Origin of the sequence: Pseudalkalibacillus sp. SCS-8 (assembly GCF_040126055.1) — a bacterium.
In the GTDB taxonomy this organism is placed as follows: Bacteria; Bacillota; Bacilli; order Bacillales; family Fictibacillaceae; genus Pseudalkalibacillus; species Pseudalkalibacillus nanhaiensis.
Genome location: NZ_CP143541.1, coordinates 2,793,516 through 2,810,133, shown reverse-complemented (window position 1 = coordinate 2,810,133; position 16,618 = coordinate 2,793,516). Strand labels below are relative to the sequence as shown.

The window sequence follows — 16,618 nt, the reverse complement described above, 5'->3', positions numbered from 1 at the left end:
CAGCTCCTTCATTAAAATTGGATCAAATAACTGATCAGCAGTCCAACCGTCAACGCAAAGCCGAATACAGTGTGCATCTCTGCTGTCGCTTTCATAGCAGGCATCATTGAAGTCGGTTTACGTTCCCCTTGGAAACGTTTAACGGCTTCCACTGCCTTAGGGACACTTAATAGAACGAGGAGAAGCCAAAAGGAGGCTTTACCCACGACGATCATCGTTAGAATCCATGCGATGGAAAAGGCGAACATGCCACCTAAGAAACGTACTGCATTCTTATGTCCTAATAGGATGGCTAACGTTTTTCTGCCTTTTTCCTTATCCCCTTCTAGATCACGGATGTTATTCGCCATCAAGATCGCACCGATGAGAATTGAAATCGGGATGGAGATGAGCATACTATTTACGGTAATGAAGTCGGTTTGAATGTAAAAAGATATCAAGATGATGACAAACCCCATGAAGAAACCTGCAACAACCTCTCCCAGAGGTGTATAGGCAATCGGATACGGACCGCCAGTGTAAAAGTATCCGGCAGCCATGCAAAGAGAACCGATGACTGCAATCCACCAGGTCGTCATGGCGCTAATATAGGCACCAAGGAGAATGGCAAGCATAAAGAAAATCAAGCCGACGCGCAATACCGTTTTGGGAGAAATCCCATCTCGGACGATACCTCCACCGATCCCCACGGATTCAGAGGTATCAAGACCTCTTTTGAAGTCATAATACTCATTGAATAAGTTTGTTGCTGCCTGTATCAGGATTGATGCAAGTAACATAGCGAGCAATAATAACCAATCAAGTGGTGTATAAAATAGTGCAAGTGCGGTACCAATGAATACCGGTATGAAGGAAGCTGTCAAAGTATGCGGCCGAAGCTGTCTGTACCATATTTTGAGCTTGGACTCCCGATTTCCGTTGATATTCACTGATTTCGTGTTGTCTGAGAAGTGTTGTTCCATCATTGTTCACCTTTACGTCAGAATGCTGATTCACTCATCATTCCTACTTATTTTAGTCCAATCTAAGTGTATGCAATGGGTGTATTGGTGTCAACTTCAATAGATGGGAATACATGTGAATGGTGTACAATGGAAAAACAAGCTTTTTTCCTTTATAATAGTATCGATAATGAGGTTATTTCCGTTATCAATTAATTGAAATAAAAAGAGTTTATATAGATAGAGATTAGACGTCAGAGGATGTTGGAGGGGATTGCTTTGGCAGCTGTAACACAACATGAATTACTTGAGCGATTAGAAAGTGCAAAGCAAAAAGCACAAAAACTTCAAAAAGAGATACTTGTCAGTCACAGAGTGCAAGTCGATACAGTTGATCCGCTCATTGTATTTTCAAACAGCCAACGTATATATGAAGGACAACGATCATTCTGGTCAGACGCATCGAATGAGTTGACGCTTGTTGGAATGGGAGAAGCTCGAAGGTTTGATATAGATGGCGATGACCGTTTTTCTGGCATACAAGAGAAGTGGCAATCGATCGTAACCCATCAGTTGGAGGATTATCATACACCTTACATTTATGGTACGGGACCGATGGTGCTCGGTGGTTTCTCATTTGATACAAAGAAAGACAAGACCCCTTTATGGACGAATTATTCAGATGCAAGCTTTGTTTTGCCAATCCACCTCTATTCATTCTTTGGGGACAAAGCCTACTTGACGACGAATCTGTTCGTACACCCAGATGCAGATGTTGCCAAATTGTTCGAAGAGAGCATGACTGAAAAAACGGTACTATTGAAAAAGACTTCGATTGAGGCGACTGAAGATCGAGCATACACATTGACTGAAATCGATCCTGAACAGTGGAAAGAATCTGTGGCGGATACCACATCAATGATTAAAGAGGGGAAGATTGAAAAGGTCGTTCTTGCACGTGAAGTGATTGCAGAAACAGATGAAACGATTTCGGTAACGACTACGCTACAACGGTTGATTCATGAACAGCCGAATAGCTTCATTTTTGCGATAGAGCGTGGACATAAATGTTTCTTAGGTGCTTCACCAGAACGGCTTGTTCAAAAAAGTAACGGAGAAGTGCTATCGACGTGTTTAGCGGGATCTATCAAGAGAGGTACATTCCTGGAGGAAGATGATCACTTGGGAGAGCAGCTTCTAGCAGATCAAAAAAACAGGGAAGAACATGCTTTTGTTGTGGAAATGATTCGGGAAGCATTGGAAGAAGTAGCTGGATCTGTTCAGATTCCAGATGCTCCGACCTTATATAAAGGACGGGATATCCAGCACCTTTACACGCCGGTCGTTGTCAAACAAGCCAATCGTGTTTCCTTGCTTGATGTGGTAGAACGGCTTCACCCGACTCCTGCTTTAGGTGGTTTCCCTCAGAAAGAATCTGTGAAAATAATAAGGGATGTCGAAAAGCTTGACCGAGGCTGGTATTCATCACCTGTCGGATGGATTGACCACCATGATCAAGGTGAATTCGCTGTTGCGATTCGATCTGGTCTCATAAATGAAAATCATGCTTCACTGTTTGCCGGCTGTGGTATCGTTGCAGAATCGGATCCCGAGAGTGAATATGAGGAAACAAAGATCAAGTTGAAGCCGATGCTTTCTGCACTAGGAGGATCCTTTGAATGACTGTAGATCCATTGACAGCTTATGTCGGAGCTTTCGTAGATGAATTGAATAATGCGGATATCGAGGACGTCGTCATCAGTCCGGGGTCAAGGTCGACACCTCTCGCCATGATGTTTGCCCAGCATCCGCAAATAAAAGTTTGGCTGAGCGTTGACGAACGGTCGGCAGCTTTCTTTGCACTTGGAATCGCCAAATCGAAAGAAAAGCCGGTGGCTCTCGTATGTACGTCCGGAACGGCTGCCGCCAATTATTATCCAGCTATCATTGAAGCATCGATTTCCCATATTCCGCTCATAATTTTGACAGCGGACCGCCCTCATGAACTGAGGGATGTGGGAGCACCCCAGTCGATTGATCAAATCGGGATGTACGGGAAGTATGTAAAATGGTTTCATGAGATGGCTCTTCCAGAGATGGAGGAAGGGATGCTCCGGTATGTCAGATCGAATGCAGGTAGAGCCTGTGCTATTGCCAATCACGGTAAAAAGGGACCAGTGCATTTGAATTTACCGTTCAGAGAACCTCTTGTCCCTGAATATCGTTCCTCCGAAGCCTTCCAATATGGAAAGCTTGAGCAGAAGGCCTACCGCTCTTTTGAAGCTGGGTCACGGAATCTTACTGAAAGGCAATATGGAGAGCTGGCGAACATTCTGAAGGGTGTAGAAAAAGGCTTGATTGTCTGTGGTCCAGGACAATATCGTCATGCTGTCCAGGCGATTACTGAATTGGCTGAAGCATTGGATTTTCCGATTCTTGCTGACCCCCTCTCACCGTTACGCACCGGTGAGCATTCAAAGGAGCTAGTCATCGACAATTATGATGCTCTTTTAAAAAGTGAGGTCATCAACAACGAGAAGCCCGATGTGATCATTCGATTCGGGGCAATGCCTGTTTCAAAGGCTTTTTATAAATATGTACAAAAGCATAAAGATGCCGATTACTGGATTATTGAAGAAGGTGAAGAGTGGCGTGATCCTGCCCATTCTTCCGGAAGGATGATCTACGCTGATACTCAACAGTTTGCCGAAGCTTTAGGACACGCCATTGAAAGTACGGATACACCTACCGAGTGGACGCGTCATTGGCGAAGAGCGAATGCGATTGCAGGCGATGAAAAGCATGCTTTTGTAACTTCCGACGCCTTTTTTGAAGGGAAGATCTTTTCCCGATTAGAGCAGTTGATCCCAGATGGGACGACTCTTTTCGTCGGAAATAGCATGCCGATTCGCGATTTGGATTCCTTTTTCAGTACGACTCAAAAAGAAATTCAACTATCCGCTAATCGAGGGGCAAATGGAATTGATGGGGTGATTTCTACTGCACTGGGAGTAGCAGCAACAGGCCAGAAAACCGTACTCGTGATTGGTGATCTTTCCTTTTATCATGATATGAACGGTTTGCTCGCCTCAAAAATGCATGAACTCGATCTAACAGTGGTACTCGTAAATAACAATGGCGGGGGCATCTTCTCATTTCTACCACAGTACGAACACCCTGATCATTTTGAACAGCTTTTCGGCACACCCATCGACATTTCATTTGAGCAATCGACGAATCTCTATGATGGACACTATCATCTGGTAAAATCCTGGAACGATTTCGATTACGCTTTTATGGAGAGCATCAATGGAAAAGGCCTGCATGTGCTCGAAATCCAGACGAACCGAGATGAGAATGTTCGTCTCCATCGTGAGTATTGGGACCAGGTTGATTCAGCTTTAAGAGATAGGTTGGGATCACCCCATGCGGATTAACGTCAATAATGTCCAATATCATGTTGAGGTTGAAGGGGAAGGTGAACCGGTTCTTCTCCTTCATGGCTTTACTGGCTCTAGAGAGGATTGGCGCTCATTCGTTCACGTATGGAAAAAAGAGTTCAAACTCATAACAATCGATTTGCCTGGACATGGCAAAACGGATTCTCCTGAAGATGTCAAAAAGTACGCAACAAAAGAGACTGTAGAGGCACTGGAAAAAATTCTTGATGAGCTGAAGATTGAAAGCGCGTTCGTTTTAGGGTATTCTCTAGGTGGTAGAGTTGCATTATCTTTTGCAATGACATTTCCTGAACGGGTAAAAAGATTGATTCTTGAAAGCAGCTCGCCAGGGTTGCAGACCATACAGGAACGTCTGGAGCGTAAACAAAAAGACGATCAATTGGCAGAGTGGATTCTGCAAGAAGGAGTGGAGACTTTCGTTAATTACTGGGAGACCATTCCATTGTTTCACAGCCAGTTGAGGTATATGTCTAACGAAGAGCGCACCCGTTTACGGAAAAGACGATTGACGAATACGGAAGTCGGTTTAGCTAACAGTCTGCGTGGAATTGGGACAGGCGTCCAACCGTCCTGGTGGAATCAGTTGGACAGTTTGGTCATTCCCACGACATTACTTGTTGGTGCACTGGATTCTAAATTTGTCAGGATTGCAAAAGAGATGCTTCAATTGCTTCCGGATGGTGAACTGATCATCATCGAGGATGCAGGGCATGCTATACACCTTGAGCAGCCAGAAGAATTTTCAAAAAAGGTACAAATGATTTTACATAACAGAAAGGATGAAGGAAATGGCAACATTTGAATGGATTGCTGAAAGAAAATATGATGATATTCTGTATGAAACATATAATGGGATCGCGAAGATTACGATCAACCGTCCCGAAGTACGGAATTCATTCCGTCCGAAAACTGTTCATGAACTAATTGATGCATTCGCTTATGCACGTGACGATTCCGATATCGGTGTCATCGTATTAGCAGGAGCTGGAGACGATGCATTCTGTGCAGGCGGAGATCAAAAAGTACGTGGACATGGTGGATATGTGGGAGACGACCAAATTCCTCGTTTGAATGTCCTTGACTTACAACGTTTGATCCGTGTTATTCCGAAGCCGGTCGTAGCAATGGTTTCTGGATATGCAATCGGCGGTGGACACGTGCTTCATGTCGTTTGTGACTTGACGATTGCAGCGGACAACGCAATCTTTGGTCAAACAGGGCCGAAAGTCGGAAGCTTTGACGCTGGTTATGGTGCAGGTTACCTTGCACGTATCGTCGGACATAAGAAAGCCCGTGAAATCTGGTTCCTTTGCCGTCAATACAACGCAGAAGAAGCGAAGGAAATGGGACTTGTTAACACAGTCGTTCCATTGGAAAAGCTGGAAGAAGAGACGGTTCAATGGTGCAGTGAAATGCTTGAGAAGTCACCGACTGCCCTTCGTTTCTTGAAAGCCTCTTTCAATGCGGATACAGACGGACTTGCTGGATTGCAGCAAATGGGTGGAGACGCAACATTGCTTTATTACACAACCGATGAAGCGAAGGAAGGACGCGACGCGTTTAAAGAAAAGCGCAAGCCGGACTTTAAGCAATTCCCTCGTTTCCCATGATTCATATATGCCGGGGAGATTTGTAAGTAGCTACTACTTATGAATCTCCTTTTTTACCTGAACGATCTTTACATTGTGGAGTGGTACGTATGGAAATGAAAAATTGGCTTCAGCAAAGAGCGTATATAACACCGGAACGCCTTGCGCTGACGTTTGAAGAGCATACATGGACCTATGAACAGTTGAATAGGGAAGCGGAACGAATGGCACGGAAGTTGACGACGCTGGGGATTGAAAGTGGTGACCATGTTGGTTTTCTTATGGAAAACCATCCTCAGACGGTCTTTCTTATCCATGCCCTACATTACTTGAAGGTTGTTATTGTCCCACTCAACAAACGCTTATCTCCATCAGAGCTGGATTATCAGCTTGAAGATGCCGATGTGGATTGGTTGATTGTGGATACGCAACATGAATCAAAAGCAGAAGACTTAACCTTCAACTCAGTAATTACCATGACCAAATTGAGTAAACAAGAACAAGTAGATATGAAATTTGATGGAAGCACAATTAACTTAGAGGATCTCCATACGATCATTTTTACATCTGGCACAACGGGTCATCCGAAAGGTGTCCAGCTTACATACGGAAATCACTGGTGGAGCGCAACGGGATCAGCACTCAATTTAGGTATTCATGAAGAAGATCGGTGGCTGTGTGCGGTACCCCTATTCCATGTCAGCGGTCTATCCATCTTAATGCGGAGTGTCATTTACGGCATGACAATGGTTCTTCATCAGCAATTTGAAGCAGATCGTTTCATCCGGTCGGTACATGAAGATAAGGTCAGCATTGCATCGGTTGTCAGTGTCATGCTATCAAATATCCTTGACTCAGATGAATTTGAGTCGTTTCCTGCTACCTTCCGTTGTATGCTTCTAGGTGGCGGTCCTGCACCTTACCCGCTTCTGAAGCGATGCGAAAAAACAGGCATACCTGTTTTTCAAACATATGGTTTAAGTGAGTCCGCTTCTCAAATCGTGACCCTCTCGCCTGAAGATAGCATGAGGAAATTAGGTTCTGCAGGGAAGCCGCTTTTCCCATCACAAATTAAAATCAAATCATCGGAGGCTGACAGTCCTAGTCCAGCAGGAGAAATTCTGATCAAAGGCCCGAACGTGACTCAAGGCTATTATAAAAAGGAAAAAGAAAACGCCGAAAAAATCAAAGATGGCTGGCTCGCAACCGGAGATGTCGGTTATTTGGATGAAGAAGGATTCCTTTATGTATTAGATCGTAGAAAAGATATGTTCATCTCGGGAGGAGAGAACGTCTATCCGGCCGAAATCGAAGCATGTCTCCTCGGTCATGAAGCAGTTTCCGAGGCCGGTGTCATTGGGATTGCTCATGAAAAATGGGGGAAGGTCCCAGCAGCCTTTGTTGTCATCAAAAAAGGAAAATCTGTCACTGAAGATGATTTGATCGCATATTGCACGACAAGATTAGCGGGATATAAAGTTCCAAAGAAGGTTTCGTTTATCGACGATCTACCCCGGAACGCTTCCAATAAGCTGTTACGCAGGGAGTTATATCGGTATTTAGAGGATGGTGATGACGTTGAAGGTTGAGAAAGTCATCATTCATACCGTGAAGCTTCCTTTGAGGGAGCCTTTTAAAACAGCATTAAGCCTCATTGAGGAAAGAAAACTCTTAATCTTGGAAGTGAAATTTAAAAGTGGCGTAACCGGATGGGGGGAGTGTTCAGCGTTTGAAACGCCATGGTATACAGAAGAAACAACTGATTCTTGTTATCATGCCCTTCTTACTTATCTCCTCCCTGCCTTGATGGATCATAACGAAGTTCAACATCCAGATGAAGCAATGAAGCTTTTTCAACCGATTCGAGGTCATCATATGGCGAAATCAAGTATTGAAACGGCACTTTGGGACGGATATGCGAAGCATTTGAATCAGCCTTTGTATCATGTATTAGGTGGCTCGAAAAAAAGTATCGAAGTGGGCACAGCTGTTGGAATACAAGCCAATCAAGAGAAACTAATCCAAAAAATAGACGAAGCTGTTCAACACGGGTACAAACGGATCAAGCTGAAAGTGAAGCCTGGTCATGATATTGAACCCGTTAGGGCTGTTCGTAGAGCTTTTCCAGATCTCCCACTTATGGTTGATGCCAATTCAAGTTATACCCTGAAGGACCTCGACAGGTTAACGGAACTGGATCACTATAATTTATTGATGATTGAACAGCCCCTTGGTCATAGGGATTTTGTCGATCATGCCACTTTGCAGGAAAAGCTAACCACTCCGCTCTGTCTAGATGAGAGCATCACTTCTTTTGAGGCAGCAAAAACAGCGATTTCCATGAATAGCTGCCGAATCATTGCCATAAAGCATAGTCGGGTCGGCGGGTTATCAGAGGCGATAAGGATTCATGATTATTGTAAAGATCGGAACGTTGACGTATGGGCAGGAGGGATGGTCGAGTCTGGTATTGGCAAGGCTCACAACATCGCGCTTGCTTCCTTTGATCGATTTGTTTTTCCTGGCGATATTACCGCTTCCTCAAACTTCTGGTATGAAGATCTTATCACGCCTCCAATACAGATCGAGGACGGTAAAGTCAACATTTCTGAAAAAGCAGGGATCGGATACGAAATCAATCGAACCGTATTGGAAAAATACACGATAAATAAACATGAAGTAAGTCAAAGCTAGATTTGGACTTGAACAATTAAGGCGGCCTTATCGAGGGATTCACCTCAATAAACCGCCTTTTCATCATTTACTTGATTACACCACAGGCGATACGCTCACCTGAATCTCCTGAAGGATTGGTCTTATAATCATCGGCTTTTGCATGGATGACTAGAGCGCTACCATCTTCATCAAGAAGGGTATTCGCTGCTCCTTTTTGTAACGTCACGTGCTTGGTGTAGGTTGTTTTAGCGACCATTCCGTCTTCATCAACCTCAAGGTTGGGAAGATCACCAGCATGATACCCTTTTGGATTGTGAAACCCGTGTTCTTTACTGACAGGGTTATAATGCTCACCCGCTGATTTGAAATCAGGGGCATCACATTTTCCTGTTTCATGGATATGGTATCCATGCACGCCAGGGGAAAGGTTGGACACCTTCAACTGAATCATGACGCCTTTTGGTGTTTCAGAAATTTGAGCTTCCCCGATCTTTTCTTCCTTCTGATTATACATTTCTACAGTTTTATAGCTTTTGTTGACTGACCGACTTGCTTGTACGGGTTCAGCTTCCACAGACCTGTCCGCAGTCGGCTCGTTCTGATAGCCGCATGCAGTCAAGGTGGAGGCTGCGAACAATAATGCAATGCTGCTTCTTTTCCATCTATACATCCTAGTTTCAATCCCTTCCATCGTTTTACTCTTATTTTTCGCATGACAAGGATAATTATGTAAAAATACCAAACTCTACCCAATCAGTACTCGAAAATAAGAGAGGACTGACCGATATACAAAGTAAGAGAAACGATAGAAGAAATATGGACAAAAAATAGAGATTAGGGGACCGTTTCATGTTTAATCGAATTCAAGAAGAACATCTACGGGCAATATTCAATGGATTTATGGATATGGTCTTTCTGATGGCAGTGGATGAGGGGCCGACATTCCGATATGTTACGGCGAACGAATCCGCCTTAAAATATTCAGGGGTTGATGAAAGGTCATTCGGGAAAAGCATGCAGGATGTTTTACCGGACGAGGTATTCGAGAGTATTCAGAAAGCCTATGAAATAGCCTATTTCACAAAGAAACCGTATCACTATGAACGAACGACGATGGTGATGGGACAATCGATGGTCGGAGAAACGATATTGACCCCGATTTTGGATGCTAGTGGAAACTGTACGCATATTCTAGCTTCTGTACGTGATATTACGAATAAGAAAAGAATTGAAAGTGAGCTTCAATCTAGTAAAGAACGTTACAAATATCTATATGAGAACACACCGGTCATGTATTTCACTTTGAACCAAAAAGGGATGTTGCTGTCCTTCAATCAGACGGGGGCATCTCGACTCGGCTTCTGTAACCAAGAATTAATCGGAAAACCATTTGTTGATTTCGTGGATCCGCGTGACAGGAGCAAGTTCCGTCAATTCATACGTCACCTGCAGCCTGGCAACGACAAGAGTATTGAAGTCAGACTTTTACATAAGGACCACCCATCATTTTGGGTTTCACAACGGATGAACATCGTCTCTCCGAAGGATGGCGAATCGGAGATCGTTTGTGTCAGCTATGAGATTCAAGATCAAAAGGAAACCGAGGCACAACTGAAGGGACAAAAGCGGATTTTCGAACTGATTGCAACGGATACGATGCTTGAAGAAATTTTAGAGGTTACCGCGAAAACGCTGGAGGGGCATATCGACGACACCCTATGTACTGTCCATCTTTACTCGAAAGAAAAAGAAACGCTCCAGCTTGTTGCATCACCTTCCATTAAAGAAGAACATACCTCACAGCTTTCGGAGATGCTGATCGGTGACGATGTTAGCGGCTGTGGAAGAGCTGCTTCGCTTAAACGCCCAGTCATCGTTTCTGATATTGAAGATGACCCCTTGAGTCTTCACCTTCATCAATTCTTTTTAGATTATTCCATACGGGCTTACTGGGTCATGCCAATCTTATCAAGTGATCAGGAATTGCTGGGAATATCGACCATATACAGCTTGAAGAATCGGTTGCCGAGTCGAAATGACGAACGTCTGATCAAAATGTATGCCGACTTGGCTTTACTCGCCATCGAACAAAAACATACGAAACAGGCCTTGAAAGAAAGTGAATTAAGGCTCAAACTCATGACGGATAATATGTCAGATCTAATCGTCCTTTTTGATCGAAAGGGAAGTGTAAATTATGTCTCGCCTGCGTACAAGAGGGTATTTGGAAGAACGCCAAATTTCACGAAATCCTTCCTTGACCATATTCACGAAGATGACCAGGAGATTGTCAAAAAGACATTCGCAAGGATCTTCAATGTAAAGGAAAGGCAGGATGTCGAATGCCGCTATCGACATGAACGAGGGGAATATGTCGTAATTGAGGCACGTGCAATGCCGGTTCTAGATGAAAATGAGGAAGTTAAACAAGTGGTGGTCGTCGCCCGGGACATCACAGAACGCAAAAAAACGGAAGAAACGATCAAGCATATGGCTTACCATGATTCGTTGACACATCTTCCAAATCGGCGGAAGTTTCAGGAGGACCTGGATCAGGTTATCATCCAAAGCAGAATCAGTAAACAAATAGCTGGTGTGCTCTTTCTCGATATGGATCGCTTCAAGGTCATAAATGATTCCATGGGCCATGCTTTTGGAGACCGTGTTCTTTCCTTAGTTGCCACGAGATTGAAATCCTTCATCGATGGGAAGGGCAAGGTATATCGGATGAGCGGTGATGAATTTACGATTCTGATTCAGAACGTCGTTCATATATCCGATCTATCAGAGCTTGCAAAGGAGGTACTCAAGACCTTTGAGAGTCCAATCGTGGTCGAGGATCATGAATTCCACCTTTCTTTCAGTATTGGTATATCCCTTTATCCGGATGATGGTGGGGATGTAGAATCATTGCTTGTTCATTCAGATGTGGCAATGTATCGAGCGAAAGAGAAGGGAAGGAATTCCTATGAATTCTATCAGCCTTCCATGAGTACGAATAATTATGAGCGGCTCCTCTTGGAAAATGATCTACACAAAGCAATTGAAAACGATGAACTGCTCCTGCATTATCAACCCCGTCTGGATGTAGAGACGAATGCAATTATCGGACTGGAAGCGCTAGTGAGATGGGAGCATCCCCAATGGGGGTTGATTCCCCCGGGAGAATTTATCCCTCTAGCTGAAGAATCAGGATTAATTGTTCAAATTGATAATTGGGTTTTGGAAACGGCATGTAGACAGAACAAGCTTTGGCAAGAAAAAGGATACCCGCCGGTCCGTATGGCGGTCAACTTTTCAGCGAGGCAATTCCTCCAAAGGAACTTACCAGCCTCGATCCAGAAAGTCCTTGATGCTTATGGAATGGATGGCAAATGGCTGGAGATTGAAATTACAGAAAGCACGTTGATGAAGTATGAAGAAAGCATCGTTCAAAGCCTGGAAGAGCTCGAACAGATGGGAATCACAATTGCGATCGATGATTTCGGCACAGGATATTCTTCCTTGAACTATTTGAAGAAATTCCACGTGCATGCATTGAAAATCGATCAGTCCTTCATCAAAGGGATTGGAAACAGCTCAGATGAAGCTGCCATTGCTAGAGCAGTCATTTCTCTTGGTCATAGTATGAAAATGCGTGTTGTAGCAGAGGGTGTCGAGACAGCTGAACAATTCTCATTCCTGAGAAGCCAGCACTGCAACGAGGTACAAGGCTTTCACTTCTATCCACCACTGGATAGGGTGAAACTGGATGCCGTCCTTCAAGAACATCGGGCTTTACCGATGTAATTGTCGTTTTGGGCGAATGATTACTTGTCAGTTCTAGCTGGCAGTCCTCACAAATAGAATGGAAGTAAATGATAGGGAGAGGCGGGATCTGATGACCTATTTTTTACTTTCATTTGTCGGGTTTATGGTTGGGACAATCGGGGTATGTGGACTGGTAAATCGTTTTATCAAGATTGACACGACAGACTATGATGTCTATCATTTATGGGAAGAGTTTGGTTTAAAAAAAGAGGACTACGATTTGCACTAGCCCTTTTGATAGATACTGTAGGTAAGAAAAAGAAGCTTATGGATTTGAGGCGTAAATGTTGTTGTTACAGAAAATCATCAAATATACATCCAGAATATTATTGATTGTGGTTTCGATCATCGGCATCAATATGGTTGATGATCTTGATTCCCAAACAACTGTGGCAGAAGATGATGATGCAATAAGAGTTGTCGCAATTGGAGATTCGTTGACATATGGAAGTGGGGACCCTAAGCGTGTCGGGTATATCGGTCGCGTCCACAAGCAAATGATGAACACAGTCGGCAATCATGTCGTGTTGGATCGTTATGGTGTGAGAGGCTTTCGAACCGATCAAATCATGATCCATATCCAGGACATCGAAGCCAAACAGAAGATCAGCCAAGCCAATTACTTATTCGTGTTCATCGGAACGAACGATTTCATCCAGGCCGCAAGAAGGGATCTAAACTCCATCAACGCTCAGGAAATGGAAGAGAAGCGGGCGTTATTTAAGGAAAATTTGACCCAATTGATTGCCCAAATTCGAACGGATAATCAATTTGCACCTATGATTCTGATTGGGATGTTCGATCCTTACACCAATTTGATCAATCATGATGAGCTGCATGGTATTCTAGAGAATTGGAACAGCGTTACGAAAGGGATGGTCCACGAATTTCCGAATACCTACTATGTATCAACAATTGATCTCTTCCTCAATAAGGATAGAGATCGGTATTTTAAAGATGTCATACATCCGAACCCTAGAGGGTACGAACTGATCTCCCAAAGGGTCATGCAGGATATGAAGCGTTACGGATTGATAAACTAGTTCTTCCAAAGAAAAAGAGGCTGACCTCATTAGGTCAGCCTCTTTTTAGTCTTATTTGACTCCCATTTCTGCATCGAGCTTTCCATTCATATCAATCATGAAGCCGATCTCTCTTCCAAGTAGCTGAGTTAGTTCTTTTGCCTTCTTTTCACTCTCGGATTTGATCTGCTCTATGGTGAGTTCCCCTTTAAGCTTTGAAGAACCTACGATTATCATTAATTCTCCTTTTTCGAAAAACACGATTCGCATATGTCCAACCTCCAAAAAACTAGATTCTACCTACAGTTTTCGCTGTCATGTAGCGGAGATAGGGGGTATGAGGTCTTATGTGAAATGAGAAATATTTCGTGATTTTGTAAAAGATTGTCTTATCTTGAAGCAAAAATGATATGATGGAGATAATAGGGAAACAGGAGGCTGTTCTTGTGGAAAAAGCAACCGATCTTATTTTGCTTGTTTCATCTTTGTTCATTACAAAATTTAAGACTTTGGCTTTAGCCATATGGGCTTTCATTGATTTTTTCTTGGAAAATTTCTGGGTCCAGTTCGTTCTTGTCACCCTTCTCTTGTATACGGTTTTGAGGGTGGCTGAAAGAATCTACTTTTGGTATATGTATCACAATTACATGCATCGGAAGGTTGAAAATAGTCTTTCAAGTTTCATAGATTTCGAGTTATTTTTCAAGCAAGTAACGGACAACAAAAGGTCGAATGGAATTGTCCCTGATTTAAAATATACAAAGAACCGACTTCATCAATACAACCAGACAGAATTAAGGCTGCTTGCTTCATTTATAACCACCTTACAAAAAGGATATAGGGATTTGAGACCTGGCGTTTGGGTGATGGCATTTTTATTCGGTGTAGCAACCGCGTACTTCCTCGGTATCATCCAGTTCGAGCGTCTCACATGGAATTTTGAAACCATATTGAAAACAGCAACGATCATCGCCTTCTGGTACTTGATTACACTGTTCCGTTATACGAATCGGAAGAAGAAGGTTGCGCAGATGGTCGGGCTCATCTCAACCAGCTGGAAAGAGAAAAATCTGCAAACAGAAGATGAGCTGGAACTGAAAGAATTGAATCCATCTCATTGAAAATGAGAAGGTGACTCGAAAGTGTCGGACGTGATGCTTTGAGGTCACCTTCTTCTTTTTATTTGGAAATATATGCATGGTTTTTGATTGAAAAGCGGTAGGGGAGAGATACATGTTCCTCTGCATAATCAATATTGATACGTGGTCCGATTTCTACGAATTCATCCTTAATATTATCATATTCTTGTAGCTTTATTTCTGAGGTCTGCAGCGGAAGGCCGTAATGGTTCATATTGAATCCCATCGCCTTAGAGAGCTTACCTGGGCCGTTCGTTAAATTTCGTTCGTGATTTCGCGTGTAGCTCTCTTTCACACCGTATCGATTTTCCAGCATCAATTCCACGCCTTCTGTCGGTTCAAGCGCTCGAAGTAAGATTGCTTCGGGTTTATGAAGAGGGCCTGTGACGATGTTGAAACAGTGATGCATCCCATATATGAGGAACATGTAAACATGACCTGGTTCGCCATACATCACCTCAGTACGTGCAGTCCTTCTGCCGCCGTACGAATGAGCAGCCTTGTCTTCAGGTCCTTTGTACGCCTCTACTTCTACAATTTTTCCTGCGAGTCTCCCATTTCCCGTTTCATGAACGAGTTCCATACCTAGGAGCTGTCTTGCAACCTCCAATGTTGGCTGTTTAAAAAAGTCCTTATTCACCATCTGGCATTCACCTGTTTTTATAGATTTTTATGATGTACACGTTATGTATCCATTTCACCATAGAAAGAAACTTTCAAGCAATCTGAATAAATAATTACGGTTAAATAGGATGATGGACCCATGACTTCATTCTCTATGTATGTTTTTGGAAAATAATGTTTCTCTGATAGGAATAGGTGGAATTAAACTTTTTTCAAACTATTCTTAACATGAAAATCGACCCTAAGTCTAGTAATATCAATGAATTTCAACATTACCAATATTTAGAGCCTCGAAGAATTTCGGAAAACCCCTTCCTGCATGAATTATATACAGTTATAATATCGAGTAAGGACTTATAACTTTTAAAGGGGGATGGTTATGGGGGCTGTAACCAATGTTAGATTATCAAGTGAAGAGAAACAATTGTTGTTGGATGTCGTAATGGAGCAACGCTATGCATCTGAACTGGTAAGCAGTGAAATAACTGACATCGAGACAGGTCAAAAGTCTTGTGAAGAGGAACGGGTAAGAGAATTAAACCAACTGTTGTTACGATTACATAAAGCAGGTGTATAAGATTGAAAGGGGTTGACATTTCGTCAGCCCCTTTCATTTTTCATTAATTATCAAGTAATCCTTTTCGTCTGGCTTCCATACGCCATTCGGCTTCTTTAATATAACGTTTGGAGGCAGTATTCCGTGTGCGTAAATACGACCAATAATTGGTGTAGTTCGGTGGGCGGAACTCGGCTGGTACTCTTCTCGCGTAACCCCACCAGTTCAACTTTTGATTTTCTAAGAGGATGAGATAATGATCGTATTCCTTATTCATGTTTACACTCCTATTTCCATAAATTCATCTGCTATCATCATTTTTTCTAATCTTCTTGCCAACTATTCACCTTTCAAAAAATTTTTGGCTTTATTTATGGCTTAGCTATTTTTGTTATTTCATATTCATAAAATGAGAAGGAGTGAACCGGAAAGAACGAAATGCTCCCAACGCCCTATTTAATGAAAAGTGGAAGGCGAAAGGCATACGGGCAGGGAATTTATGAGTACTGATATTTTACTTGTAGGGGGACGAGAGTATGATGGAACAGGTTATCATGTTTGCATCGGTCATGACTCCGATTGTCACTGGTTTGACAGAAGTGGCAAAACGTACCTTCCTTATTCCAAAACGCTTTGTTAATATTTTCAGCTTAATGATCGGGCTTGTGGTTGGACTCTTAGCTTTTCCTTTGACTGATTTGGATTGGACTCTTAGAACATGGGCAGGAACAATGGCAGGATTGGCTGCGACTGGTTTATACGAAGTAGGCAAATACCGTGTTCCACCGCGTCAAAAATGA

17 protein-coding genes are annotated in these 16,618 nt (G+C 43.0%); 12 read left to right on the top strand and 5 right to left on the bottom strand.

From position 1 onward, the window contains the following. Nucleotides 1-11: 11 nt before the first annotated feature. Nucleotides 12-965 carry a 1,4-dihydroxy-2-naphthoate polyprenyltransferase gene (locus tag V1497_RS14595; RefSeq protein WP_414703567.1) on the bottom strand — a complete coding sequence of 318 codons (954 nt, stop codon included), beginning with the start codon at nt 963-965 and terminating at the stop codon, nt 12-14. Between the two features lie 255 nt (nt 966-1,220). Between V1497_RS14595 and V1497_RS14590 the strand changes: the two genes are divergently transcribed. The 6 genes from V1497_RS14590 (at nt 1,221) to menC (ending at nt 8,685) form a co-directional block, all read left to right on the top strand. Then, complete coding sequence (locus V1497_RS14590; protein ID WP_349408259.1) at nt 1,221-2,624, top strand: isochorismate synthase; 1,404 nt, start codon at nt 1,221-1,223, stop codon at nt 2,622-2,624. Continuing rightward, nucleotides 2,621-4,378, top strand: a complete 1,758-nt coding sequence (gene menD, locus V1497_RS14585; RefSeq protein ID WP_349408258.1) for a 2-succinyl-5-enolpyruvyl-6-hydroxy-3-cyclohexene-1-carboxylic-acid synthase — start codon at nt 2,621-2,623, stop codon at nt 4,376-4,378. The genes V1497_RS14590 and menD overlap by 4 nt, the downstream gene beginning before the upstream one ends. Continuing rightward, the gene (menH, locus tag V1497_RS14580) at nt 4,368-5,204 is read left to right on the top strand and encodes a 2-succinyl-6-hydroxy-2,4-cyclohexadiene-1-carboxylate synthase (protein ID WP_349408257.1); all 837 of its coding nucleotides are present in this window, start codon (nt 4,368-4,370) and stop codon (nt 5,202-5,204) included. The genes menD and menH overlap by 11 nt, the downstream gene beginning before the upstream one ends. Then, the gene (menB, locus tag V1497_RS14575) at nt 5,191-6,012 is read left to right on the top strand and encodes a 1,4-dihydroxy-2-naphthoyl-CoA synthase (protein ID WP_349408256.1); all 822 of its coding nucleotides are present in this window, start codon (nt 5,191-5,193) and stop codon (nt 6,010-6,012) included. Before menH ends, menB begins: the two co-directional genes overlap by 14 nt. Before the next feature lie 89 nt (nt 6,013-6,101). Continuing rightward, nucleotides 6,102-7,580: an o-succinylbenzoate--CoA ligase gene (locus V1497_RS14570; RefSeq protein ID WP_349408255.1), complete on the top strand. Its 1,479-nt coding sequence runs from the start codon at nt 6,102-6,104 to the stop codon at nt 7,578-7,580. Continuing rightward, complete coding sequence (gene menC / locus V1497_RS14565) at nt 7,564-8,685, top strand: o-succinylbenzoate synthase (RefSeq protein WP_349408254.1); 1,122 nt, start codon at nt 7,564-7,566, stop codon at nt 8,683-8,685. Before V1497_RS14570 ends, menC begins: the two co-directional genes overlap by 17 nt. A gap of 67 nt (nt 8,686-8,752) precedes the next feature. Here menC and V1497_RS14560 read toward each other — a convergent pair whose 3' ends face one another. Beyond that, nucleotides 8,753-9,337 (bottom strand): superoxide dismutase family protein, encoded by a 585-nt coding sequence (locus V1497_RS14560; protein WP_349408253.1) that lies wholly within the window; start codon nt 9,335-9,337, stop codon nt 8,753-8,755. A 179-nt stretch (nt 9,338-9,516) separates the two neighbouring features. Between V1497_RS14560 and V1497_RS14555 the strand changes: the two genes are divergently transcribed. The 3 genes from V1497_RS14555 to V1497_RS14545 all read left to right on the top strand — a co-directional run bounded on the left by V1497_RS14555 (nt 9,517) and on the right by V1497_RS14545 (nt 13,520). Beyond that, a complete protein-coding gene (locus V1497_RS14555) occupies nt 9,517-12,456 on the top strand; it encodes an EAL domain-containing protein (protein ID WP_349408252.1) in 2,940 nt (979 codons plus the stop codon). Between the two features lie 91 nt (nt 12,457-12,547). Beyond that, complete coding sequence (locus tag V1497_RS14550) at nt 12,548-12,706, top strand: hypothetical protein (protein ID WP_349408251.1); 159 nt, start codon at nt 12,548-12,550, stop codon at nt 12,704-12,706. Between the two features lie 55 nt (nt 12,707-12,761). Continuing rightward, complete coding sequence (locus V1497_RS14545; RefSeq protein WP_349408250.1) at nt 12,762-13,520, top strand: GDSL-type esterase/lipase family protein; 759 nt, start codon at nt 12,762-12,764, stop codon at nt 13,518-13,520. A 51-nt stretch (nt 13,521-13,571) separates the two neighbouring features. On the opposite strand, the gene V1497_RS14540 is transcribed toward V1497_RS14545, so the two are convergent. Beyond that, complete coding sequence (locus V1497_RS14540; RefSeq protein ID WP_349408249.1) at nt 13,572-13,769, bottom strand: hypothetical protein; 198 nt, start codon at nt 13,767-13,769, stop codon at nt 13,572-13,574. A gap of 176 nt (nt 13,770-13,945) precedes the next feature. Here V1497_RS14540 and V1497_RS14535 point away from each other — a divergent pair, with 176 nt between their 5' ends. Then, on the top strand, nt 13,946-14,620 hold the full coding sequence (locus V1497_RS14535) for a hypothetical protein (protein ID WP_349408248.1): 675 nt from the start codon (nt 13,946-13,948) through the stop codon (nt 14,618-14,620). A 58-nt stretch (nt 14,621-14,678) separates the two neighbouring features. Here V1497_RS14535 and V1497_RS14530 read toward each other — a convergent pair whose 3' ends face one another. Continuing rightward, nucleotides 14,679-15,281, bottom strand: coding sequence for a DNA-3-methyladenine glycosylase (locus V1497_RS14530; protein WP_349408247.1), 603 nt, complete (start codon nt 15,279-15,281; stop codon nt 14,679-14,681). Nucleotides 15,282-15,641: 360 nt separating this feature from the next. On the opposite strand from V1497_RS14530, the gene abbA reads away from it, so the two are divergent. Continuing rightward, nucleotides 15,642-15,839: an antirepressor AbbA gene (gene abbA, locus V1497_RS14525; protein WP_349408246.1), complete on the top strand. Its 198-nt coding sequence runs from the start codon at nt 15,642-15,644 to the stop codon at nt 15,837-15,839. A gap of 43 nt (nt 15,840-15,882) precedes the next feature. Here abbA and V1497_RS14520 read toward each other — a convergent pair whose 3' ends face one another. Beyond that, on the bottom strand, nt 15,883-16,095 hold the full coding sequence (locus V1497_RS14520; protein ID WP_349408245.1) for a hypothetical protein: 213 nt from the start codon (nt 16,093-16,095) through the stop codon (nt 15,883-15,885). Nucleotides 16,096-16,354: 259 nt separating this feature from the next. Between V1497_RS14520 and V1497_RS14515 the strand changes: the two genes are divergently transcribed. Further along, the gene (locus V1497_RS14515) at nt 16,355-16,618 is read left to right on the top strand and encodes a holin (protein WP_349408244.1); all 264 of its coding nucleotides are present in this window, start codon (nt 16,355-16,357) and stop codon (nt 16,616-16,618) included.